We start from the raw sequence: 17938 nt of genomic DNA, 5'->3' as shown, positions 1-17938 counted from the left end.
CAAAAAAATCATAAGCTTAATTTGCATTGGCGCAGCAAAACGCGCGTTTCGATACGCAATAAGCCAGACGGCGACAGAAAATGGCGCTAATTATGCCTTGCAAACAAAAAAATCGGACATCCGAGATATCCGATTTTTTCTTAAGTATTGTGCTAAACCGCTTAATTGAGCTGCTATTTCACTGCCACCGGCCACTGGCTCAGACGAATGCCACGTTTATTCGCATTTTCACCAAAATCTTTCAGCACGGCTTTGACATCGGGATCGATATATTCCGCATTATCGTTATCAACAATCACTACACTGTTTTCCGGGATCTCATCCAGCAACCCTTGCAGCTTCGGATTGTGCATAAAGGTCAGGTTTTGCTGGAAGCGTAAAACGTAATGATCGTCATAACGCGTCAGTTGCAGTGCATTACGGTGACTTTTGTAGATGCTGTAGAGAATTTGCGTGGCAATACCCATGCCAATGCCGACCAGCATGCCAAGCGTAATAATCCCAACGATGGTGGCAAGGAACGGCACATACTGTTGCGCGCCCAGGCGAAACTGTTCGATAAACAGTCGCGGTGTCGCCAGTTTATAGCCGGTATAGAGCAGCACCGCCGCCAGGCTCGCCAGTGGGATAGCATTGAGCAATGTGCTGAACCACACGCCACAAATCAGCAAAAGTACGCCGTGGATTAAAATTGACAGCTTCGTCTGCGCGCCAGCACTGACGTTCACTGAACTGCGCACAATGACGGCAGTGATGGGCATCGCGCCCAGAAATCCAGCGGTTAAATTACCGATCCCCTGGGCAAACATCTCTTTGTTCGGTGATGGCGCGGGATGCTGCGGCCGCAACTTTTTCAGCGCCTCCTGACTGAGCAGGGTTTCAAGACTGGCCACTAACGCCAGCGTCACAGCGACGATCCATACCTGTGGATCCTGCCACGCCAGCCAGTCTGGTGTTTCCAGTTGAGCAGCCAGCGCCGACAGGCTATCGAACGCGGGTAATGAAATGCGCGGCAGTTCGTTAGCCATTGACGGGAACAGACGACTTCCCAGAATCGTCGCCAGACAGCCAAACAGTACCGCAATTAACGGTCCTGGGATCCATGCCAGGGCTTTAACCCGTTTTATCACCGGTGTGGTCCACAGGCACAGAATCGCCAGCCCAGCCCCTGCAACAAGCATGGCTGAAAGCGAGAATGTCATCTCACCATTGACCACCGAAATCAGTTCCGCATCACTTGCCGCGCCCAGCGCCACCGGAATTTGCTGCATGATAAGCAAAAGGCCAATCGCCGCCAGCATGCCTTTAATTACGCTACCCGGCACCAGAGAGATAAAGCGTCCGGCGCGCAGCACGCCCAGCAGGCACTGCAACACGCCTGCAATAATCAGGGCGGTGAGAAAGGCAGAAAAGCTGCCAAGCGTGGCCATTGACGCTACCACGATGGTGACCAGACCTGCTGCCGGTCCGCTTACGGCAAAGCGCGACGGACTGAGTGACGTCACTATCAAGCCCCCGATGACGCCCGTTAGCAGACCCGCAAAGGGCGGCAATCCACTGGCCTGAGCAATACCCAGACAGAGCGGCAACGCGACCAGAAAAACCACCAGACCAGCGGGAATATCCCGCTTCAGGGTATCGAGATTCATGGTAAAGGCTCCTCTGCAGATTGCTGGATTAACTCTTTAAGGTGACCCGATTGCAGGTCGTAGACACAGCCGAACACATCCAGTTCCTGACCTGATTGCCAGGCTTGCCGCACCGGTTCTGATGCGACCAGGCGCGAAAACTGCGCAATAACATTCGCCTCAACCAGGCGATTGAGCTTGCCGGTTTCATCTTCCGTTGAAGCATGAAATTCCGCTAAACCCTGTTGTAATGCGTGACGTAATGCAGCAATACGTCTTGCCAGTGCTGAATCCTCATCTGCCAGCGGACTTTCCGGTAGATTTAACGCCGCCTGAACGCCACCACAGCCATAGTGTCCGCTTAACACAATGCGATTTACGCCGAGATAAAAAATGGCGTACTGCAAGACGCTGAGCAGATTGTCATCATCTTCCACCACCATATTGGCAATGTTGCGATGCACAAACAGCTCACCAGGATGCGAACCCGTCAGGACTTCAGCCGGAACGCGGCTGTCTGAACAACCAATCCACAACGAATGCGGTTTTTGTTGATGCAAATATTTTTCGAAATAGTCCGGATTACGCTGGCGGCGCTGTAATGCCCAACTGCGATTTTTCGCTAATAAGGGTTTAAGTGTCGTCACAATCATCTTCTCTCTACGACCGGGAAATTCGCTTCCAGGCAAACATTCAGGAAAGGGCGCATTTAATTAATGGCAAGCTGGCAGCGAAACAGGAACTCCATCACAGAAAAAGGTTATAGACGCTAATCATTACGAATGCACACCAAATATTTCCAGCCCTAAACAAGCCCGTTGTAACGTAAAATTTAATTAAATAAACGTCAGCTCAATGTAAATCTAAATAGTTTAAAGCGAGGCCACAAGCGAGAAAGGATTTTGATAAAAAACATAAATTACATACAGTTAATAATTGGAAATAATTCATGCTCCCTTTTCTGCCTGACAGAAAAATACACGCATAATAATAATGGTTTTACTTAAGGTTGTTTTAAGCGAACCTTATACCCAGGAAAAATCTTAATTATAAAATTTAAGATTAGCGTAATTAACTGGCTAATATGATTACACCTGGTTTTATATGCTGCGCTCAGGGCAGAACAGGAGTGAGAGATAATAATTTTAATTTGCAGGAAAATAATCTCACAGGAAAGTAAATCAGTACCAGCCCGAAAAATAGCCTGAAAGCAGCACGTTGTTTTGCCTGACGAATTATTTACCGTTCTTGTTTCATGCTGTTATTTAACTTTCGAAAGCAGTAAGAGCCATAACCTGAAAAGCTTTTAAAACGGTGTGGTTAACGTAAGCTGTGGGCAGATAAACGCATGCTGTTATGAGAGGAGACGCTTATGGCGCTAAATTCACGCTCATCGTTACTCGATTCGCTGGGTTGGGTTGATTATGCATTCCAGCCAGCGGGCGCGGCCCCGCCCGCCGATGCGGCGTATGGCCACCAGCGTCACAGCGCCAGCGTGGTAATGGATAGCGAAAATGTGCCGCCAAAAAGCTGTGAATCTGACGGCATAATCGGAACAGGCGATCGTGCGGTCGCCGTGTATACCGCAGACTGTTTACCGGTATTAATTGCCGACGATAAGCAAAAACATGTTGCTGCCGTACACGCTGGGCTGAAAGGAACCTTACGCGGTGTGCTATATCGCGCGGTTGAAAAATTGTGTGAGCGTGGCGCAACGCCTGACAGCCTGTTCCTGGCGATCGGCCCCGCGATTGCTCCCTGCTGTTACGAATTAGGCCAAAACATGCTGTCAGAGATAGCACAAACCGCTGGCGTACCGCAGCCGGTGCGCTGGCATCAGCAGCAGCCTCACAATCCGCAGGCAGTACGTGCGCAGGCACAAGCACAGCAACAGGGTATCTGGTTTGATCTGCCCGGGCTGGCAAAACAGATGTTAATGGCGTCCGGTATTCCAGCCGCGCACATCGACCATATCCAGGTTTGTACTTATTGCATGGCAGAAGCGGGATCGAGTTATCGCTATAACAGCCATTTTAGCAGCGGCTATCAGTCGCGCTATTCGTGGATCCGGCGGCGTTCATCAGGCTAGCGGTAAAGCGGTGGGTGAACGTGCATCAGCACTTTTGCTCACAATGTTGATATCTCTCACACCCTGACGCGCTGCCCCTTCTTTTTAACCCAGAAGCCGATACAGTTAACTCATCCGACCACTTCGCTGAGAGTGATGACTGTGCGTAATGCTAATTATCCGGCGTTATTCGCGCCGCTGGACCTGGGTTTTACCCAACTTAAAAACCGATTTTTAATGGGCTCTATGCATACTGGCCTGGAAGAGCACCGTGAAGGCGCCAGTCGGCTGGCCGCGTTTTATGCCGAGCGTGCACGTGCAGGCGTGGCGCTGATCGTCACCGGGGGCGTCTCCCCCAATGCGCAAGGCGTTGGCATGGCACACGGCGCGATGCTGACAGAGGCAAGGCAGTGCGACTGGCATCGTCAGATTACCGACGCTGTGCATCTACACGGCGGGAAGATTGCCTTACAGATCTTACATACCGGGCGCTACAGCTATCAGAAAGATTTGGTTGCCCCCTCAGCCCTGCAGGCACCGATAAACCGTTATACCCCCAAAGCAATGAGCGATGAAGAGATCGAGCAAACCATTGCAGACTTTGCCCGTTGTGCGCGACTGGCCCAGCAGGCAGGCTACGACGGCGTGGAGATTATGGGATCAGAAGGCTATCTGATTAATCAGTTTTTGGTGAAGCAGACTAACCAGCGCGACGATCGCTGGGGCGGCGATTTTTCACAGCGCATGCAGTTTGCCCTGGCGATCACCCGTGCAGTACGCGAGGCAACCGGCGAAAAATTCATCATTATTTTTCGCCTGTCGATGCTCGATTTAATCCATGAAGGCAGTACGCTGGAAGAAACGCTGTTGCTGGCGCGTGAACTTGAGCAGTGCGGCGTCACGCTGTTTAACACCGGCATCGGCTGGCATGAGGCACGTATTCCCACCATTGCCACCTGCGTGCCGCGTGCTGCTTTTGCCTGGGTAACGAAGCGTTTACGGGCAGCGGTTGCGGTGCCCGTCATCGCCACTAACCGCATCAATCACCCCGATGTCGCGGAACAGCTCTTACAGGATGGCTATGCCGATATGGTTTCAATGGCGCGTCCTTTTCTCGCTGACGCCGCGTTCGTGCGTAAAGCTGAGCGCGGTGAGGCGGAAGCGATTAATACCTGCATCGCCTGTAATCAGGCCTGCCTGGATCAGATTTTTGTCGGTAACGTGACCTCCTGTCTGGTGAATCCACGCGCCTGCCACGAAACGTTAATGCCGGTGATCGCCAGCGATACACCAAAGCATCTGGCGGTGGTGGGTGCAGGCCCGGCGGGCATGGCGTTTGCTTTACAGGCTGCGCAGCGCGGTCATCAGGTAACGCTTTATGAGGCTGACGCTGAAATTGGCGGCCAGTTTACTCTTGCCCGTCAGATTCCCGGCAAAGCGGAATTCAGTGAAACCCTGCGCTATTTTCGCCATCAGCTTCACGCAGCGGGTGTGACAATCAAAACGGGCTGTCGGGTAGATGCGGCCCAGTTAGAGGAGGCTGACGAAGTGGTTCTGGCGACGGGAATTCGGCCGCGTACGCCTGCCATTCCCGGCATCACTCATCCAAAAGTGCTTAGCTATCTCGACGTGCTGCGTGATAAAAAGCCGGTTGGCGCAAGGGTGGCGATTATTGGCGCAGGCGGCATCGGCTTCGATACCGCAGAATATTTGTCACACCCGCCAGAACAGGCCCGGCTGGCAGCGTTTTACAGTGAATGGGGCATCGATCACAGCCTGACGCAGCGCGGTGACTTAATGCGCCCGCAGCCTTCTCCCGCCTTACGGCAAATTTGGCTGCTACAGCGCAGAGCAGGTAAGCCCGGCGCGATGCTGGCAAAAACCACCGGCTGGATCCATCGTGCCAGCCTACAGTCACGCGGCGTGCAGAGTTGGGGCGGCGTTGAATATCTGTTGATTGATGATGAAGGGCTACATCTGCGACGCGAAGGTAAAATGATGGTGCTGCCCGTTGATAACGTGATTATCTGCGCGGGACAGGAGCCGCAGCGCGAACTTGAGGTCGCGCTGCGTGAAGCAGGAAAAGTGGTCAGGCTGATTGGCGGCGCTGACGTGGCGCTGGAGCTGGATGCGCGTCGCGCCATCGCGCAGGCGACACAGCTAGCATTAACGATTTAACGCATTTTTACCGCACGCAAAATCACGAACTTCTGGTTCGATGCGATCAGCGTGCAGTTGCCAAACAGCTTTTTCAGTTTGTGATGATAATCGAGGTGGCGATTGCCCACGATGCGCAATTCGCCGCCATACTGCAGACAACGTTTTGCATCACGAAACATCTGCCACGCCAGATGATCGGTCACGGCGTGCTGCTGATGAAAGGGCGGATTACACAATACCGCATGCAGGCGATCGGAAGGATAACCGCTCAATACGTTATTCACGCGAAACTGACAACGTGCCACATCATCCGGGCGATTGGTTTCCACATTCAGACGACTCGACTCAACCGCCATGTAGGACTCATCCAGAAAGTGTACCTCTGCCAGCGGATTACGCTCCAGCGCCATTAAACCAATCACACCGTTGCCGCAGCCCAGATCGACAATTTCACCGTCGATATTTTCCGGTAAATGCTGAATAAACAGGCGCGCACCAATATCCAGCGAGGCGCGGGAAAAAACGTTCGCGTGGTTATGAATCTGGTAAGGCGTACCGTCCAGCGGCCAGACGGTGGTTGATGACTGTTCGCGCAGCGCGGGCTGCGTGAAATGGCTGTAAATCAGACGCGCTTTTTTCCACGCCAGCGAGGTTTTTGTCTCGCCAATAATTTGCTCAAACAGTTGCAGCGTCGAGTTGTGGATCTCTTTAGCGCGGGCTGCCGCTAAAATCACCGTCTCTGGCGTAATCACCTGACGCAACGCTCGCAGCTGCTGTTCCAGCAGCGCCAGCGTTTTTGGCACTTTGAGTAATACTGCCGCCGGTGCCGCAGGCAGAGGGGCAAGGCTGTCGATAAAATGGACATCGCTGTCATCCAGCGCGTTAAGACGCAGGTTTTGACGTGTCGCCTGCTGGCTTAACCAGGAATCACTGATGTGCCAGACCGGACGGGGATTCAGCGCACAGGTCAAGGCACCAAAGCTGTCGTTGAACACCAGTACTGGCCCATCAGGCAGCACCTGCTGCAACAGGTATTCATCTGCCGCATCCCAGGCTTGTAATGGACTTTCGTCACGCATCTGCGGGAAACGATGCAGGATCAGTGTGCGATCGTTCAGTTCAAGTTGGCTCATGAATTCTCCGGCATGGTACACTTTGGTCGATTTTCGCCCTAAAAAGGGGGCGCAGTATACTGTCTTTCACCCGGAATCCCTAATGTCCTCACTTATCTATCTTCAGGGTTATCCTGAGCACCTTCTCAGCCAGGTTCAGACGTTGATTGAACATCAGCGTTTGGGGGCATTTTTACAGAAGCGTTATCCAGGATCGCACGACATCATTAGCGATAAAGCGTTGTATGACTACACGCAAGCGTTAAAAAACCGCTATATGCGCAATGCGCCGCCCATCAGTAAAGTGATTTGGGATAATAAGATCAAGGTAATGAAGCACGCGCTGGGTTTACATAGCGCCGTCTCACGTGGCAGGGGGAAACCTGAAAGCCAAAGCTGAAATTCGTATTTCGACCTTTTTCCGTGTCGCCCCGGAACCTTTTTTACGAATGATTGTGGTTCACGAACTGGCGCATCTTAAAGAGAAAAATCACGACAAAGCCTTTTATCAGCTGTGCTGCCATATGGAGCCGGATTACCATCAGCTTGAGTTTGATGCGCGACTGTGGATGACCGAGCAAGCGATGCATGGAAATGCCGCCTGAATACTGTCCTGCAGGCTATTTTATTTGCCCTTTTGAACCTGGGCAATGCTCACTCTCCTCACGTACTTCGTGTACGATCCGGGTGTTGCGCGCTGTTCAGGTTCAAAATGCCTGCAAAAATGACGCCTGACTGAGCTGACTTTTAGAGAAATTCCTGCGCTTTCTGAATCAAACTGGTTTTAGTCAAGGCGCCGAGAAAGTGGCGCTCCTGGGGGTTATTCAATACTGGTAAGCGTTCCAGCGTGACCATGGCGAAAGCTTCCCACCCTTCATGCATGCTTTGATACTGATAAACGCAGGGGAAATTACTGTCCATTACTTGCTGCACCGGTGAATGCAGCGTAATTTCCTGTGACAACACTTTGCGTGATATCTCATGAATTGATACCACACCCAGAAACGCACCTTCATCATTAATGACATAGACATAACGTTCACGCTTCAGCGAACTCACCGCCAGTGCCTGACCCACCGACTCGTGCGGCCGGAGTGCCGCGCCTGGAATAATCAGCTCCGCAACCCGCATATTATCGAAGTCATATTTAGCTTCTGAGCGGTTGAAGTGATAACTGACCACCGGATAAGTGCTGGCAGATTGCAGTCGATACACCACCATTGATGCCAGCACCGCTGCGATCATCAGCGGAAACAGCAAGCTGCTGTTCAGCGTCATTTCCAGCACCATCAGGATGGCCATCAGCGGTGCCTGGCTAACGGCCGCTAATACGGCCGCCATGCCAATCGCAGCATAGAGCAAGGTATTGCCGAGCGGCAGATGCAGCGCCGCGCCGCACAGCGCCAGTGTCACGCCTAACAGCGCGCCAATCAGCAATGACGGCGTAAATAAACCGCCCACCGCATTCGATCCTACCGATAAACTGGTCGCCAGCGTCTTTAACACCAGCAGCAGCAGTAAGCCTGGCAGCAAATAATGGCCCGCCATGACTTTTACAATCACTTCGTAGCCATTACCTAAAATATCGGTGGAGATGAGTGCCAGTAACCCTACCGCAAAGCCACCTGCTCCCAGCCGGAGCGGCAGCGAGCGCACCCGACCAAACAGGGTTTTGCTGCGGGCAATCAGTTTAATCAGCAACCAGCCCGCCAGCCCGGCGCATAAGCCAATTATCACAGTCATCAGCAGGCTGCTGACATCCATGTGAAAGTTAACGTCAGCCAGCGGATAGAGTGCGCTGCGAAAACCCAACGACCACATCGTCATCACGGCTACAGCGGAAGAGACAATCAGTGGGATTAGTCGCTGTAACGCTGAAATACCAAACGCTATCTCCGCCACGAAAATAGCCGACGCCAGCGGGGCGTGATAAACCGAAGACAGCCCCGCCGCTGCTGCCATCGCTACCACGTCGCTGTTTTTTAAATTGAGGGATGGGGGCAGCCACTTCCCTGTCAGGCTGCCGCACAGCGCAGAAAGCTGCACCATCGGCCCCTCTTTACCGATCGATGCGCCGCTGCCAATACTGGCAACTGACGATAAGGCACGAAAAAGAGAGGTTTTGGTGGGAACGGCATCGAGTCGCGCATTGATCACTTCCAGGTAATCGGTCTTTACCGTTTGTTGCTGTTCGATAGTTACCGCATAACGCAAAAAATAGCCCGCCAGCACTCCTCCCGCCCCCACCAGCAGCGGCCAGAGTAGCCACGGCCAGACGTGCATCGCCTCGGTGATCTCATTGCTGCTACCAAACAGCAAATGGTTAATCAGCTCAATCACGCCGCGAAACGCCAGCGTGACCAGCGATGCGACAAAGCCAACCGGAATGGCAATGAACAGCGTGGTCCAGTTTAGTGCGTGTTTACTTCCTTTCACCTGCGCTCCTTCTCTGCCAAAAACCGTTGCGCCAGCATAATATTGGAATGCAGATCGCAGGATCAAATTTGCATCTGCCCCCTGCGTTGCGTGTGTCGCCGGGCATGTTACTCTGCCGCTTTACACGTGCAGGAGAGTTGTCGTGATTCGTTTTGCTATTGTCGGAACTAACTGGATTACGCGCCAGTTTATAGATGCTGCGCATGAAGCCGGTATGAAACTCGGTGCTGTCTATTCGCGAAGCCAGCAGCAGGCCGATGCATTTATTGCGGATTATCCCTGCAAGCAGACGTTTACCTCGCTTGAGGCCTTAGCCGCCAGCCCCGAGATTGACGCAGTCTATTTAGCCAGTCCGAACGCATTGCATTGTGAACAGGCGTTGCTGTTCCTGTCACACGGCAAACATGTGATATGTGAAAAACCGCTGGCCTCTAATCTTCATGAGGTTGAGGCGATGATCGCCTGCGCACGTCAGCATCAGGTTGTCCTGTTTGAAGCCTTTAAAACCGCCAGCTTACCCAATTTCCTGCAACTGCAACAGGCGCTGCCGCAACTGGGTAAACTGCGGAAGGCACTGTTTAACTATTGTCAGTATTCATCACGTTATCCACGTTATCTCAATGGTGAAAACCCCAATACCTTTGATCCACGCTGGTCGAACGGCTCTGTTATGGATATCGGTTATTACTGTTTAGCGAGTGCCGTAACGCTCTGGGGTGAGCCGGAAAAGGTGCAGGCCGAAGCGACACTGCTGGAAAGCGGCGTCGATGCCCATGGCGTGGTGGTACTGGATTACGGCGAATTCGATGTAACAATTTTGCACTCAAAAGTCAGCGACTCAACCCTCCCCAGCGAAATACAGGGTGAAGCGGGCGCACTGGTTATCCATAAAATTTCTGAGTGTCAGCAACTCAGTTTTATCCCGCGCGGCAGCGATAAGCAGGATTTGAGCCAACCCCAGCACATCAATACCATGCTGTATGAAGCTGAAACTTTTATACGTCTGGTTGAGCAGCGCCAGGTTGATCATCCCGCACTGGAGGTATCACGCATTACCGCCGCGCTGTTAACAGAAATTCGCCGCCAAACCGGCGTTATTTTTCCAGCCGATCACGCTGATGTGTAAATATTTCTAAATATGACTGACAATGATTGCTTCGTAAGGGATTAATCCGTAATTTACGCTTCTGCAAAGGGGAGTAACTTAAAAGCTGATTGATCGTCATTACGTTGCGCAAGCATCCGGTCATCAGGCAACCCGGAATCTGATTCTGCGTTGTAAGTGAGACCTTGCCGGAAGGCGAGGTTTGCTTGCAGCAAAAAAGCGGCTGACGTCTTCTGACTTCAGCCTTTTTATTTTTTGGACAGGATACGATTATGCAAACTGTGGGAACGCCATTGCTTTGGGGCAGTTTTGCGGTAGTAGTACTTATCATGCTGGCGATTGATCTCTTTTTACAGGGACGTCGCGGCGCGCAAACCATGTCATTTAAACAAGCTGCCGTCTGGTCGCTCATCTGGGTTTCCGTCTCACTGCTCTTCAGCGCCGCTTTTTGGTGGTATCTCGAAGGCAGCGCCGGACGTGAAATCGCCACCGCACAAACCCTCGCTTTCCTGACTGGCTATGTACTTGAAAAAGCACTGGCGGTGGATAACGTTTTCGTCTGGCTGATGCTGTTCAGCTACTTCTCCATCCCGGCTGCTTTGCAACGCCGCGTACTGATTTATGGCGTGCTGGGTGCCATCGTTCTGCGTACCATTATGATTTTTGCCGGTAGCTGGCTGGTTACCCAGTTCAGCTGGATCCTTTACATCTTTGGCGCCTTCCTGCTGTTTACTGGTTTGAAAATGGCTTTCGCGAAAGAAGACGAAGAAGGTGCTGTAGGTGAAAAACCCGTGGTGCGTTGGCTGCGAGGCCATTTACGCATGACGGACTCCCTGGAAGGGGAAAAGTTTTTTATCCGCAAAAATGGCGTGCTGTTTGCGACACCGCTGCTGCTGGTATTGATCATGGTTGAGCTGAGCGACGTTATTTTTGCAGTCGACAGTATTCCCGCTATCTTCGCGGTGACCACAGATCCGTTTATCGTACTGACCTCAAACCTGTTCGCGATTCTCGGCTTACGTGCCATGTATTTCCTGCTAGCAAACGTGGCGGAACGTTTCGCAATGCTGAAATATGGCCTGGCGATTGTGCTGGTGTTCATCGGTATTAAGATGCTGATCGTCGATTTTTACCATATTCCGGTCGGGATCTCGTTAAGCGTGGTGGGCAGCATTCTGGGCATAACCCTGCTGATCAATGCCTGGGTTAACCACAGAAACGACCAGAAGAAGATCACACCATAATTCTCTACAGGGGCAGCTTCTGCCCCTGTTTTATTTTGCACCTGCGGTTTCAGACATTTCTAACCTCTGTCACACTTCCACAATCCAGCATAATAAAAATTCGACCTTGCCCACGTTGGCAGAATTATCTCTTTTCTCGCTCAATCTTTTCCTTATACTCCGCCAGGCAAACCGTTTCAGACGTGAAGTACTTTTACGACTGAAGCTACATCTCGCTAAAATACAGAAAACACTATGCCGAAAACTCTCTCCGCACGACTGGGCTCGCTGTTCGCAGGAAGCCTGGTGAAACAAATCATGATCGGGCTTGTCGCCGGTGTTGCGCTGGCCTGGCTATCACGCGATGCGGCATTAGCCGTTGGTCTGCTGGGCGATCTGTTCGTCAACGCTCTGAAAGCTGTCGCGCCTGTACTGGTGCTGGTTCTGGTGATCTCTTCGATCGCTAACCATCAGCAAGGCCAGAAAAGCAATATTAAACCGATCGTGATGCTTTATCTGCTCAGCACCTTTTTTGCAGCGGTTGTCGCGGTGATTTTCAGTCACCTGATACCGCAAACGCTGACGCTGGCGGTGGGCACTACTGAAATTACGCCGCCTTCGGGCATCACTGAAGTGCTGCGTGGCTTGCTGATGAGCATGGTGGCTAACCCGATTACCGCGCTGATGAATGCGAACTACATTGGCATTCTGGTGTGGGCGATTGGTCTCGGTCTGGCGTTTCGTCGCAGCCAGCCCAGCACCCGCGCGTTTCTGACAGATGCGTCGAATGCCGCAACCTGGCTGGTACGCTGCGTGATTCGCTGCGCCCCCGTAGGGATTTTTGGTTTAGTTGCCTCGATTCTGGCCTCAACCGGTTTTGGTGCGCTGTGGCAATATGCCCACCTGTTGACGCTGCTGATTGGCTGCATGCTGTTGATGGCGCTGGTTGTGAATCCGCTGCTGGTCTACAGCAAAATTCGTCGTAACCCTTATCCGCTGGTGTTTACCTGCCTGCGCGAAAGTGGCGTGACGGCGTTTTTTACCCGCAGCTCTGCCGCTAACATTCCGGTCAACATGGCTATCGCGAAACGACTGAATCTGGATGAAGATACCTATTCCGTCTCGATTCCGCTGGGTGCGACCATTAGCATGGCGGGCGCAGCAATTACCATCACGGTGTTAACGCTGGCGGCGGTGCATACGCTTGGCATCAGTGTTGATGTGCCCACCGCAATCCTGCTGAGCCTGGTTGCCGCTTTGTGTGCTTGTGGTGCATCAGGTGTTGCAGGCGGCTCTCTGTTGCTGATCCCGGTGGCGTGTAATATGTTCGGCATTCCAAATGATGTCGCGATGCAGGTGGTGGCCGTCGGCTTTATCATTGGCGTGTTGCAGGATTCAGCCGAAACGGCCCTGAACTCATCAACCGATATTCTGTTTACGGCAGCCGTTTGCCAGGCTGAAGCGGAACGCGTACCGAGCCGTGTATAAACAGCCGTCCCGTTATGGCGGCCCTTATTTAAGGGCCGCCATTTTTATGATTACAGCGTGACGCCACTTTTAAAGATGGCCAGTTCGCGGAAATCATTCTTTTCGTTCTTCGTCGCCTGACCATTCGCAATCGCCACAATGGTATCGACGAAATCCGCCAGCATCTCATCCATGCTCATGCCGTGAATCAACCGACCCGCGTCAAAATCGATCCAGTGTGGTTTCTTTTCTGCCAGCGGCGTATTGGTTGCCAGTTTTACCGTGGGCACAAACCCACCATAAGGCGTGCCGCGTCCGGTACTGAACAGCACCATATGGCAGCCTGCGCCAGCTAAGGCGCTGGTTGCAACAGCATCATTGCCCGGCGCACTCAGTAAATTCAGGCCCGGTGTTTTCAGCCGCTCGCCATACTTCAGTACGTCAACCACCTGGCTTTGCCCCGCTTTTTGCGTACAGCCCAGCGATTTCTCTTCCAGCGTAGTAATGCCGCCCGCTTTATTACCTGGCGACGGGTTCTCATAAATTGGCTGCTGATGATCGATAAAGTACTGTTTGAAATCGTTGATCATCGCCACGGTTTTATCAAAGGTGGCTTCGTCGCGACAGCGGCTCATCAGGATGCGTTCGGCACCAAACATCTCCGGCACTTCAGTTAATACGGTGGTGCCGCCGTTGGCAATCATCTGATCGGAAAAGCGTCCCAGCAGCGGATTCGCGGTAATGCCTGAAAAACCGTCTGAACCGCCACATTCCAGACCAAACTTCAGTTCACTTAGTTTGCCTGGCACACGTTGATCATGGCGCATTTTTTCATACAGCGCATGCAGACGTTCAACACCCGCCTCCACTTCATCATCATGCTGCTGACACACCATAAATTCCACGCGGTCGCTTTCGAATGCGCCAAGCGTTTCACGGAAGGCATCTACCTGATTATTTTCACATCCCAGGCCAATCACCAGTACCGCGCCCGCATTCGGATGGCGCACCATATTTTGCAGCATAGTACGGGTATTATCGTGATCCTGGCCCAACTGGGAGCAGCCAAAAGTATGACTAAACAGGAACGCGCCATCGATATCAGTGGCCTCCTGTGTCTCTTTCAAAAAGCGTTGCAGGATCTGACGCGCAATACCGTTCACGCAGCCCACGGTCGGTAAAATCCACAACTCATTGCGAATGCCGACCTCGCCGTTTGCCCGGCGATAAATCTGCACCTCGCGATCGCCCGGCTGAGGCGGCACGTCGACAAACGCTGGCTGGTAATCATATTCATCCAAATCGCTGAGATTGGTGCGTGAGTTGGTGGAATGGATGACCTCGCCTTCGGCAACCGGCTGCGTTGCATGACCAATCGGTAAGCCATATTTAATGACCAGTTCCCCCTGCGCCAGAGGCTGCAGCGCAAACTTATGGCCGCGCCCAACTGCCTGTTGCAGCCTAACTGTCGCTGCTGGCAACGCAACGGTGGCTCCGGCGTCTAAGTCACGCAACGCCACAGCTACGTTGTCGCGGGAATGTATTTTAATCGCGTCTTGCATAGCGTTATCTCAGTTGACTCAGCGCCTCACGCATTCCGTGGGCGATGATGTTTTGCAGGTGTTGGCTAACCGCTGCGACCAGTCCCGGTTGCAGGGTTAAATCTTCTCCCCAGTGGTGCGCATCGCTTAATACGCTGTGCACCAGTTGCTCTGGGGAAATCTGATCGTCCTGTAGTGCTTTCCAGCCTTCGGCATAACGCTGCAACCACTGCGCGTCGTCCTGTAACGGCCAGCTTTTGCCTTCTGACTCACCGCGATAAAAAGCGATCAGTGCCGCAAACGCAAACGTCAGGTGCGGCGGCCACTGACCTGTTTTCTGATGCGATGTCAGCAGGGGCGTTAATAACCGAGTACGGAATTTTGTCATGCCATTTAGCGCAATCGACAACAAGGCGTGACGAATAAATGGATTGCGGAAACGGCGCTGTACCGCGTCGGCAAAGGCATGCAGTTCATCAGCGGGTAAATCCAGCGTTGGGATCACCTCTTCCCGCAGCAGTTTATCTACGAAGTGGGAAATGGCCGAATCGTCCATCGCCTCACCCACGCTTTCCAGTCCGGCAAGAAACGCCACCGGCACCATGGCAGTGTGCGCACCGTTAAGGATCGCTACTTTCTGCGCTTTATAGGGCGCAATGTCTTCCACCATGCGGACCTGTGGAGCCAGCGCATTAAGTTTGAGCTCATCAGCCAGCATTGCCGGGCCCTGAATCACAAACTGGTAATAGACTTCTCCCGCCACCAGATAGCGATCCTGATAGCCCAGCTCTGTTTCAATCTGGGCGCTATCTTGCGGGAAGCCCGTAACAATGCGATCCACCAGCGTGTTATAAAAGGCACAGTGCTCGTTGATCCACGTTTTGAATGTCGCAGGCAGTTGCCAGTGATCAGCGTAGCGCAGCACTGTCTCACGCAGCGTGTCGCCGTTATGATCGATGAGTTCGCACGGCACAATCAGCCAGCCTTTATCACCCGCGCCGTTAAAGTGAGTAAAGCGCGCCCACAGCAGTTGGGTCAGTTTGCCTGGAAAGCTGGAGGCGGGTTGATCGGTTAACGCATCCGTCCCGACAAAGGCGATGCCCGCTTCGGTGGTATTGGAAAAAACAAAGCGTAACTGCGGATTTTCAGCCAGCGCCAGATAATCATCAAACTGCTTATAAGGATGGATTTCACGATTCAGACTGCGGATCAGCCGCGTTTCACTGACCCGCTCACCCTGCTCGTTAAGGCCACGAATCAGAGTGGTATACAGACCCTGTTGCTGGTTCAGGCTGTCGCTGACTTCACGGTTGCGCGGCCTTACCACCACGATACCGGCATCAATGCCGTGATGTTCATTGAGCCAGTCTATTTGCCAGTCAATAAACGCCCGTAAAAAGTTACCTTCGCCGAACTGAATAACACGTTCGTTATAGAAACTGCCGGGAAAGTCGTGACGATTTAGCCGCTGCATAATCAGGCCCCCAGCTCAATGCCGAAGTAATCCCGGGCATTGTTGAAGCAGATGTTTTGCACCATCTGACCCAGCAGTGCTTCATCGGCAGGCGCTTCACCCTGTTCAACCCAGCGCCCCATCATCTGACACAGCAGACGGCGGAAATATTCATGACGGGTGTATGAGAGGAAGCTGCGGCTGTCAGTCAGCATGCCAACAAAACGGCTCAGCAAACCAATCTGCGCCAGTTGCGTCATCTGACGCTGCATACCATCAAGCTGATCGTTGAACCACCAGGCTGAACCAAACTGCATTTTTCCCGCTTCGCCTTCGCCCTGGAAATTGCCCGCCATGGTCGCCAGCACTTCGTTATCGCGGGGATTGAGGCAGTAAAGAATGGTTTTAGGCAGTGCGTTATGCAGGTTTTGTGCGCCCAGCAAACGTGCCAGCGGTTCTGCTACCGGCTGATCGTTGATGGAGTCGAAGCCGACATCCGGCCCCAGCAGTTCATACTGGCGTCGATTGGTATTACGCAGCGCACCAATGTGATATTGCTGCACCCAGCCGCGCCGGGCATATTCGCTACCTAACCACACCAGCACCGCTGTTTTAAACTGGGCGGCTTCCTGTGGATTGGGCGTCTTGCCGCTCATGCGGCGCGTCAGAATGGCATCAAGCGTTGTCTCATCCGCTTCGGCATAACAGACAACATCCAGCGCGTGATCGGAGACTTTACAGCCGTGGGCAGCAAAATAATCCAGCCGTTTAGTCAGGGCGCGTAGCAGATCGTCGAAGCGTTGCACGCTAACGTCAGCAATGCGTTCCAGCTTCTGGATCCACGGCACGAATGTCTCAGCATCAATGTTAAAGGCTTTATCCGGACGCCAGCTTGGCAACACTTTTACCTGGAAACTGGCGTCATCGGCCAGCGCACGATGATGGGTTAAATCGTCGAGGGATCGTCAGTGGTGCCGACCATTTTCACATTCATCTGCTGCATGATGCCGCGCGCGGTAAAATCATCCTGCGCCAGCAGTTCGTTACAGCGATGCCAGATGCTGTCAGCCGTTTTTTCACTGAGCAGCGTACCGGTAATACCAAATGGACGACGCAGTTCGAGATGGGTCCAGTGATAAAGTGGGTTGCCAATGGTATGCGGCACGGTACGCGCCCAGGCATCAAACTTTTCGCGGTCGCTGGCATCGCCGGTACAAAATGCTTCCGGCACACCATTCGCACGCATCGCACGCCATTTGTAGTGATCGCCCTTCAGCCAGATGTCATAGAGGTTGGCGAAGCGATAATTTTCAGCGATCTGCTGCGGCGGCAGATGACAGTGGTAATCAAAAATCGGCTGATCTTTTGCGTAATCATGATAAAGACGACGAGCAAACTCGGTATCCAGCAAAAAATCCTCAGTCATAAAACGCGACATGCTTACATCCTCGTGGGCTGAACCAATGGCATAAAGTTATCATACCAATTTTGGCGAATTGCAGATTTGTTTGCGATCTCGCTCACATAAACAGCAGCAAATCCCTACGCTTATTGCTCGCTTTACCGCTTGCAGCGCGCTAAATCCCTGTAGTTACGGCTGTTCAAACTATCCCACAAGGCAGAAAAGGTTTTTGTGATGGCTCTCAACTTTTAAAGTTGTATAACAAGTTAGGCTCTCGTCCCATCGTGCGTTTTTGTCTGACGTACATCAAGGCAAGGTAAACAGAGGCCGCTCTTCAGGGCCT

Annotated in this window: 11 protein-coding genes and 2 pseudogenes; 6 read left to right on the top strand and 7 right to left on the bottom strand. The window is 52.6% G+C overall.

Translation table 11 applies throughout. The features are described from left to right. Window positions 1-173: 173 nt before the first annotated feature. Window positions 174-1649, bottom strand: coding sequence for a SulP family inorganic anion transporter (locus O3W44_RS15105; RefSeq protein ID WP_269293700.1), 1476 nt, complete (start codon window positions 1647-1649; stop codon window positions 174-176). Then, complete coding sequence (locus tag O3W44_RS15100) at window positions 1646-2281, bottom strand: carbonic anhydrase (protein ID WP_269293699.1); 636 nt, start codon at window positions 2279-2281, stop codon at window positions 1646-1648. The genes O3W44_RS15105 and O3W44_RS15100 overlap by 4 nt, the downstream gene beginning before the upstream one ends. Window positions 2282-3000: 719 nt before the next feature. On the opposite strand from O3W44_RS15100, the gene O3W44_RS15095 reads away from it, so the two are divergent. Further along, window positions 3001-3717 carry a polyphenol oxidase family protein gene (locus O3W44_RS15095; protein WP_269293698.1) on the top strand — a complete coding sequence of 239 codons (717 nt, stop codon included), beginning with the start codon at window positions 3001-3003 and terminating at the stop codon, window positions 3715-3717. Window positions 3718-3852: 135 nt separating this feature from the next. Continuing rightward, window positions 3853-5874 carry an NADPH-dependent 2,4-dienoyl-CoA reductase gene (locus O3W44_RS15090; RefSeq protein ID WP_269293697.1) on the top strand — a complete coding sequence of 674 codons (2022 nt, stop codon included), beginning with the start codon at window positions 3853-3855 and terminating at the stop codon, window positions 5872-5874. Here the strand turns inward: O3W44_RS15090 and rlmG are convergent. Further along, a complete protein-coding gene (gene rlmG, locus O3W44_RS15085) occupies window positions 5871-6989 on the bottom strand; it encodes a 23S rRNA (guanine(1835)-N(2))-methyltransferase RlmG (RefSeq protein WP_269293696.1) in 1119 nt (372 codons plus the stop codon). The genes O3W44_RS15090 and rlmG overlap by 4 nt on opposite strands. An 82-nt stretch (window positions 6990-7071) precedes the next feature. On the opposite strand from rlmG, the pseudogene O3W44_RS15080 reads away from it, so the two are divergent. Beyond that, window positions 7072-7573 (top strand): annotated as a pseudogene (locus O3W44_RS15080) (M48 metallopeptidase family protein). 142 nt (window positions 7574-7715) lie between these two features. On the opposite strand, the gene O3W44_RS15075 reads toward O3W44_RS15080, so the two are convergent. Continuing rightward, window positions 7716-9404: a chloride channel protein gene (locus tag O3W44_RS15075; protein ID WP_269293695.1), complete on the bottom strand. Its 1689-nt coding sequence runs from the start codon at window positions 9402-9404 to the stop codon at window positions 7716-7718. A 142-nt stretch (window positions 9405-9546) separates the two neighbouring features. Between O3W44_RS15075 and O3W44_RS15070 the strand changes: the two genes are divergently transcribed. The 3 genes from O3W44_RS15070 (at window position 9547) to sstT (ending at window position 13220) form a co-directional block, all read left to right on the top strand. Further along, the gene (locus tag O3W44_RS15070) at window positions 9547-10530 is read left to right on the top strand and encodes a Gfo/Idh/MocA family protein (RefSeq protein WP_269293694.1); all 984 of its coding nucleotides are present in this window, start codon (window positions 9547-9549) and stop codon (window positions 10528-10530) included. A gap of 251 nt (window positions 10531-10781) precedes the next feature. Then, entirely contained in the window at window positions 10782-11753 is a 972-nt protein-coding gene (locus tag O3W44_RS15065) for a TerC family protein (RefSeq protein WP_269293693.1), read from the top strand. A 234-nt stretch (window positions 11754-11987) separates the two neighbouring features. Further along, on the top strand, window positions 11988-13220 hold the full coding sequence (sstT, locus tag O3W44_RS15060) for a serine/threonine transporter SstT (protein ID WP_269293692.1): 1233 nt from the start codon (window positions 11988-11990) through the stop codon (window positions 13218-13220). A gap of 50 nt (window positions 13221-13270) precedes the next feature. On the opposite strand, the gene O3W44_RS15055 is transcribed toward sstT, so the two are convergent. The 3 genes and pseudogenes from O3W44_RS15055 to uxaC form a co-directional block, all read right to left on the bottom strand. Beyond that, window positions 13271-14761 carry a UxaA family hydrolase gene (locus tag O3W44_RS15055; RefSeq protein WP_269293691.1) on the bottom strand — a complete coding sequence of 497 codons (1491 nt, stop codon included), beginning with the start codon at window positions 14759-14761 and terminating at the stop codon, window positions 13271-13273. A 4-nt stretch (window positions 14762-14765) separates the two neighbouring features. After that, on the bottom strand, window positions 14766-16214 hold the full coding sequence (locus tag O3W44_RS15050) for a tagaturonate reductase (protein WP_269293690.1): 1449 nt from the start codon (window positions 16212-16214) through the stop codon (window positions 14766-14768). 2 nt (window positions 16215-16216) lie between these two features. Continuing rightward, window positions 16217-17631 (bottom strand): annotated as a pseudogene (uxaC, locus tag O3W44_RS15045) (glucuronate isomerase). Window positions 17632-17938 lie beyond the last annotated feature (307 nt).

Origin of the sequence: Pantoea sp. LMR881 (assembly GCF_027157825.1) — a bacterium.
GTDB classification, from domain to species: domain Bacteria; phylum Pseudomonadota; class Gammaproteobacteria; order Enterobacterales; family Enterobacteriaceae; genus Pantoea; species Pantoea haifensis.
This window is presented reverse-complemented; position numbering and strand designations above follow the sequence as displayed.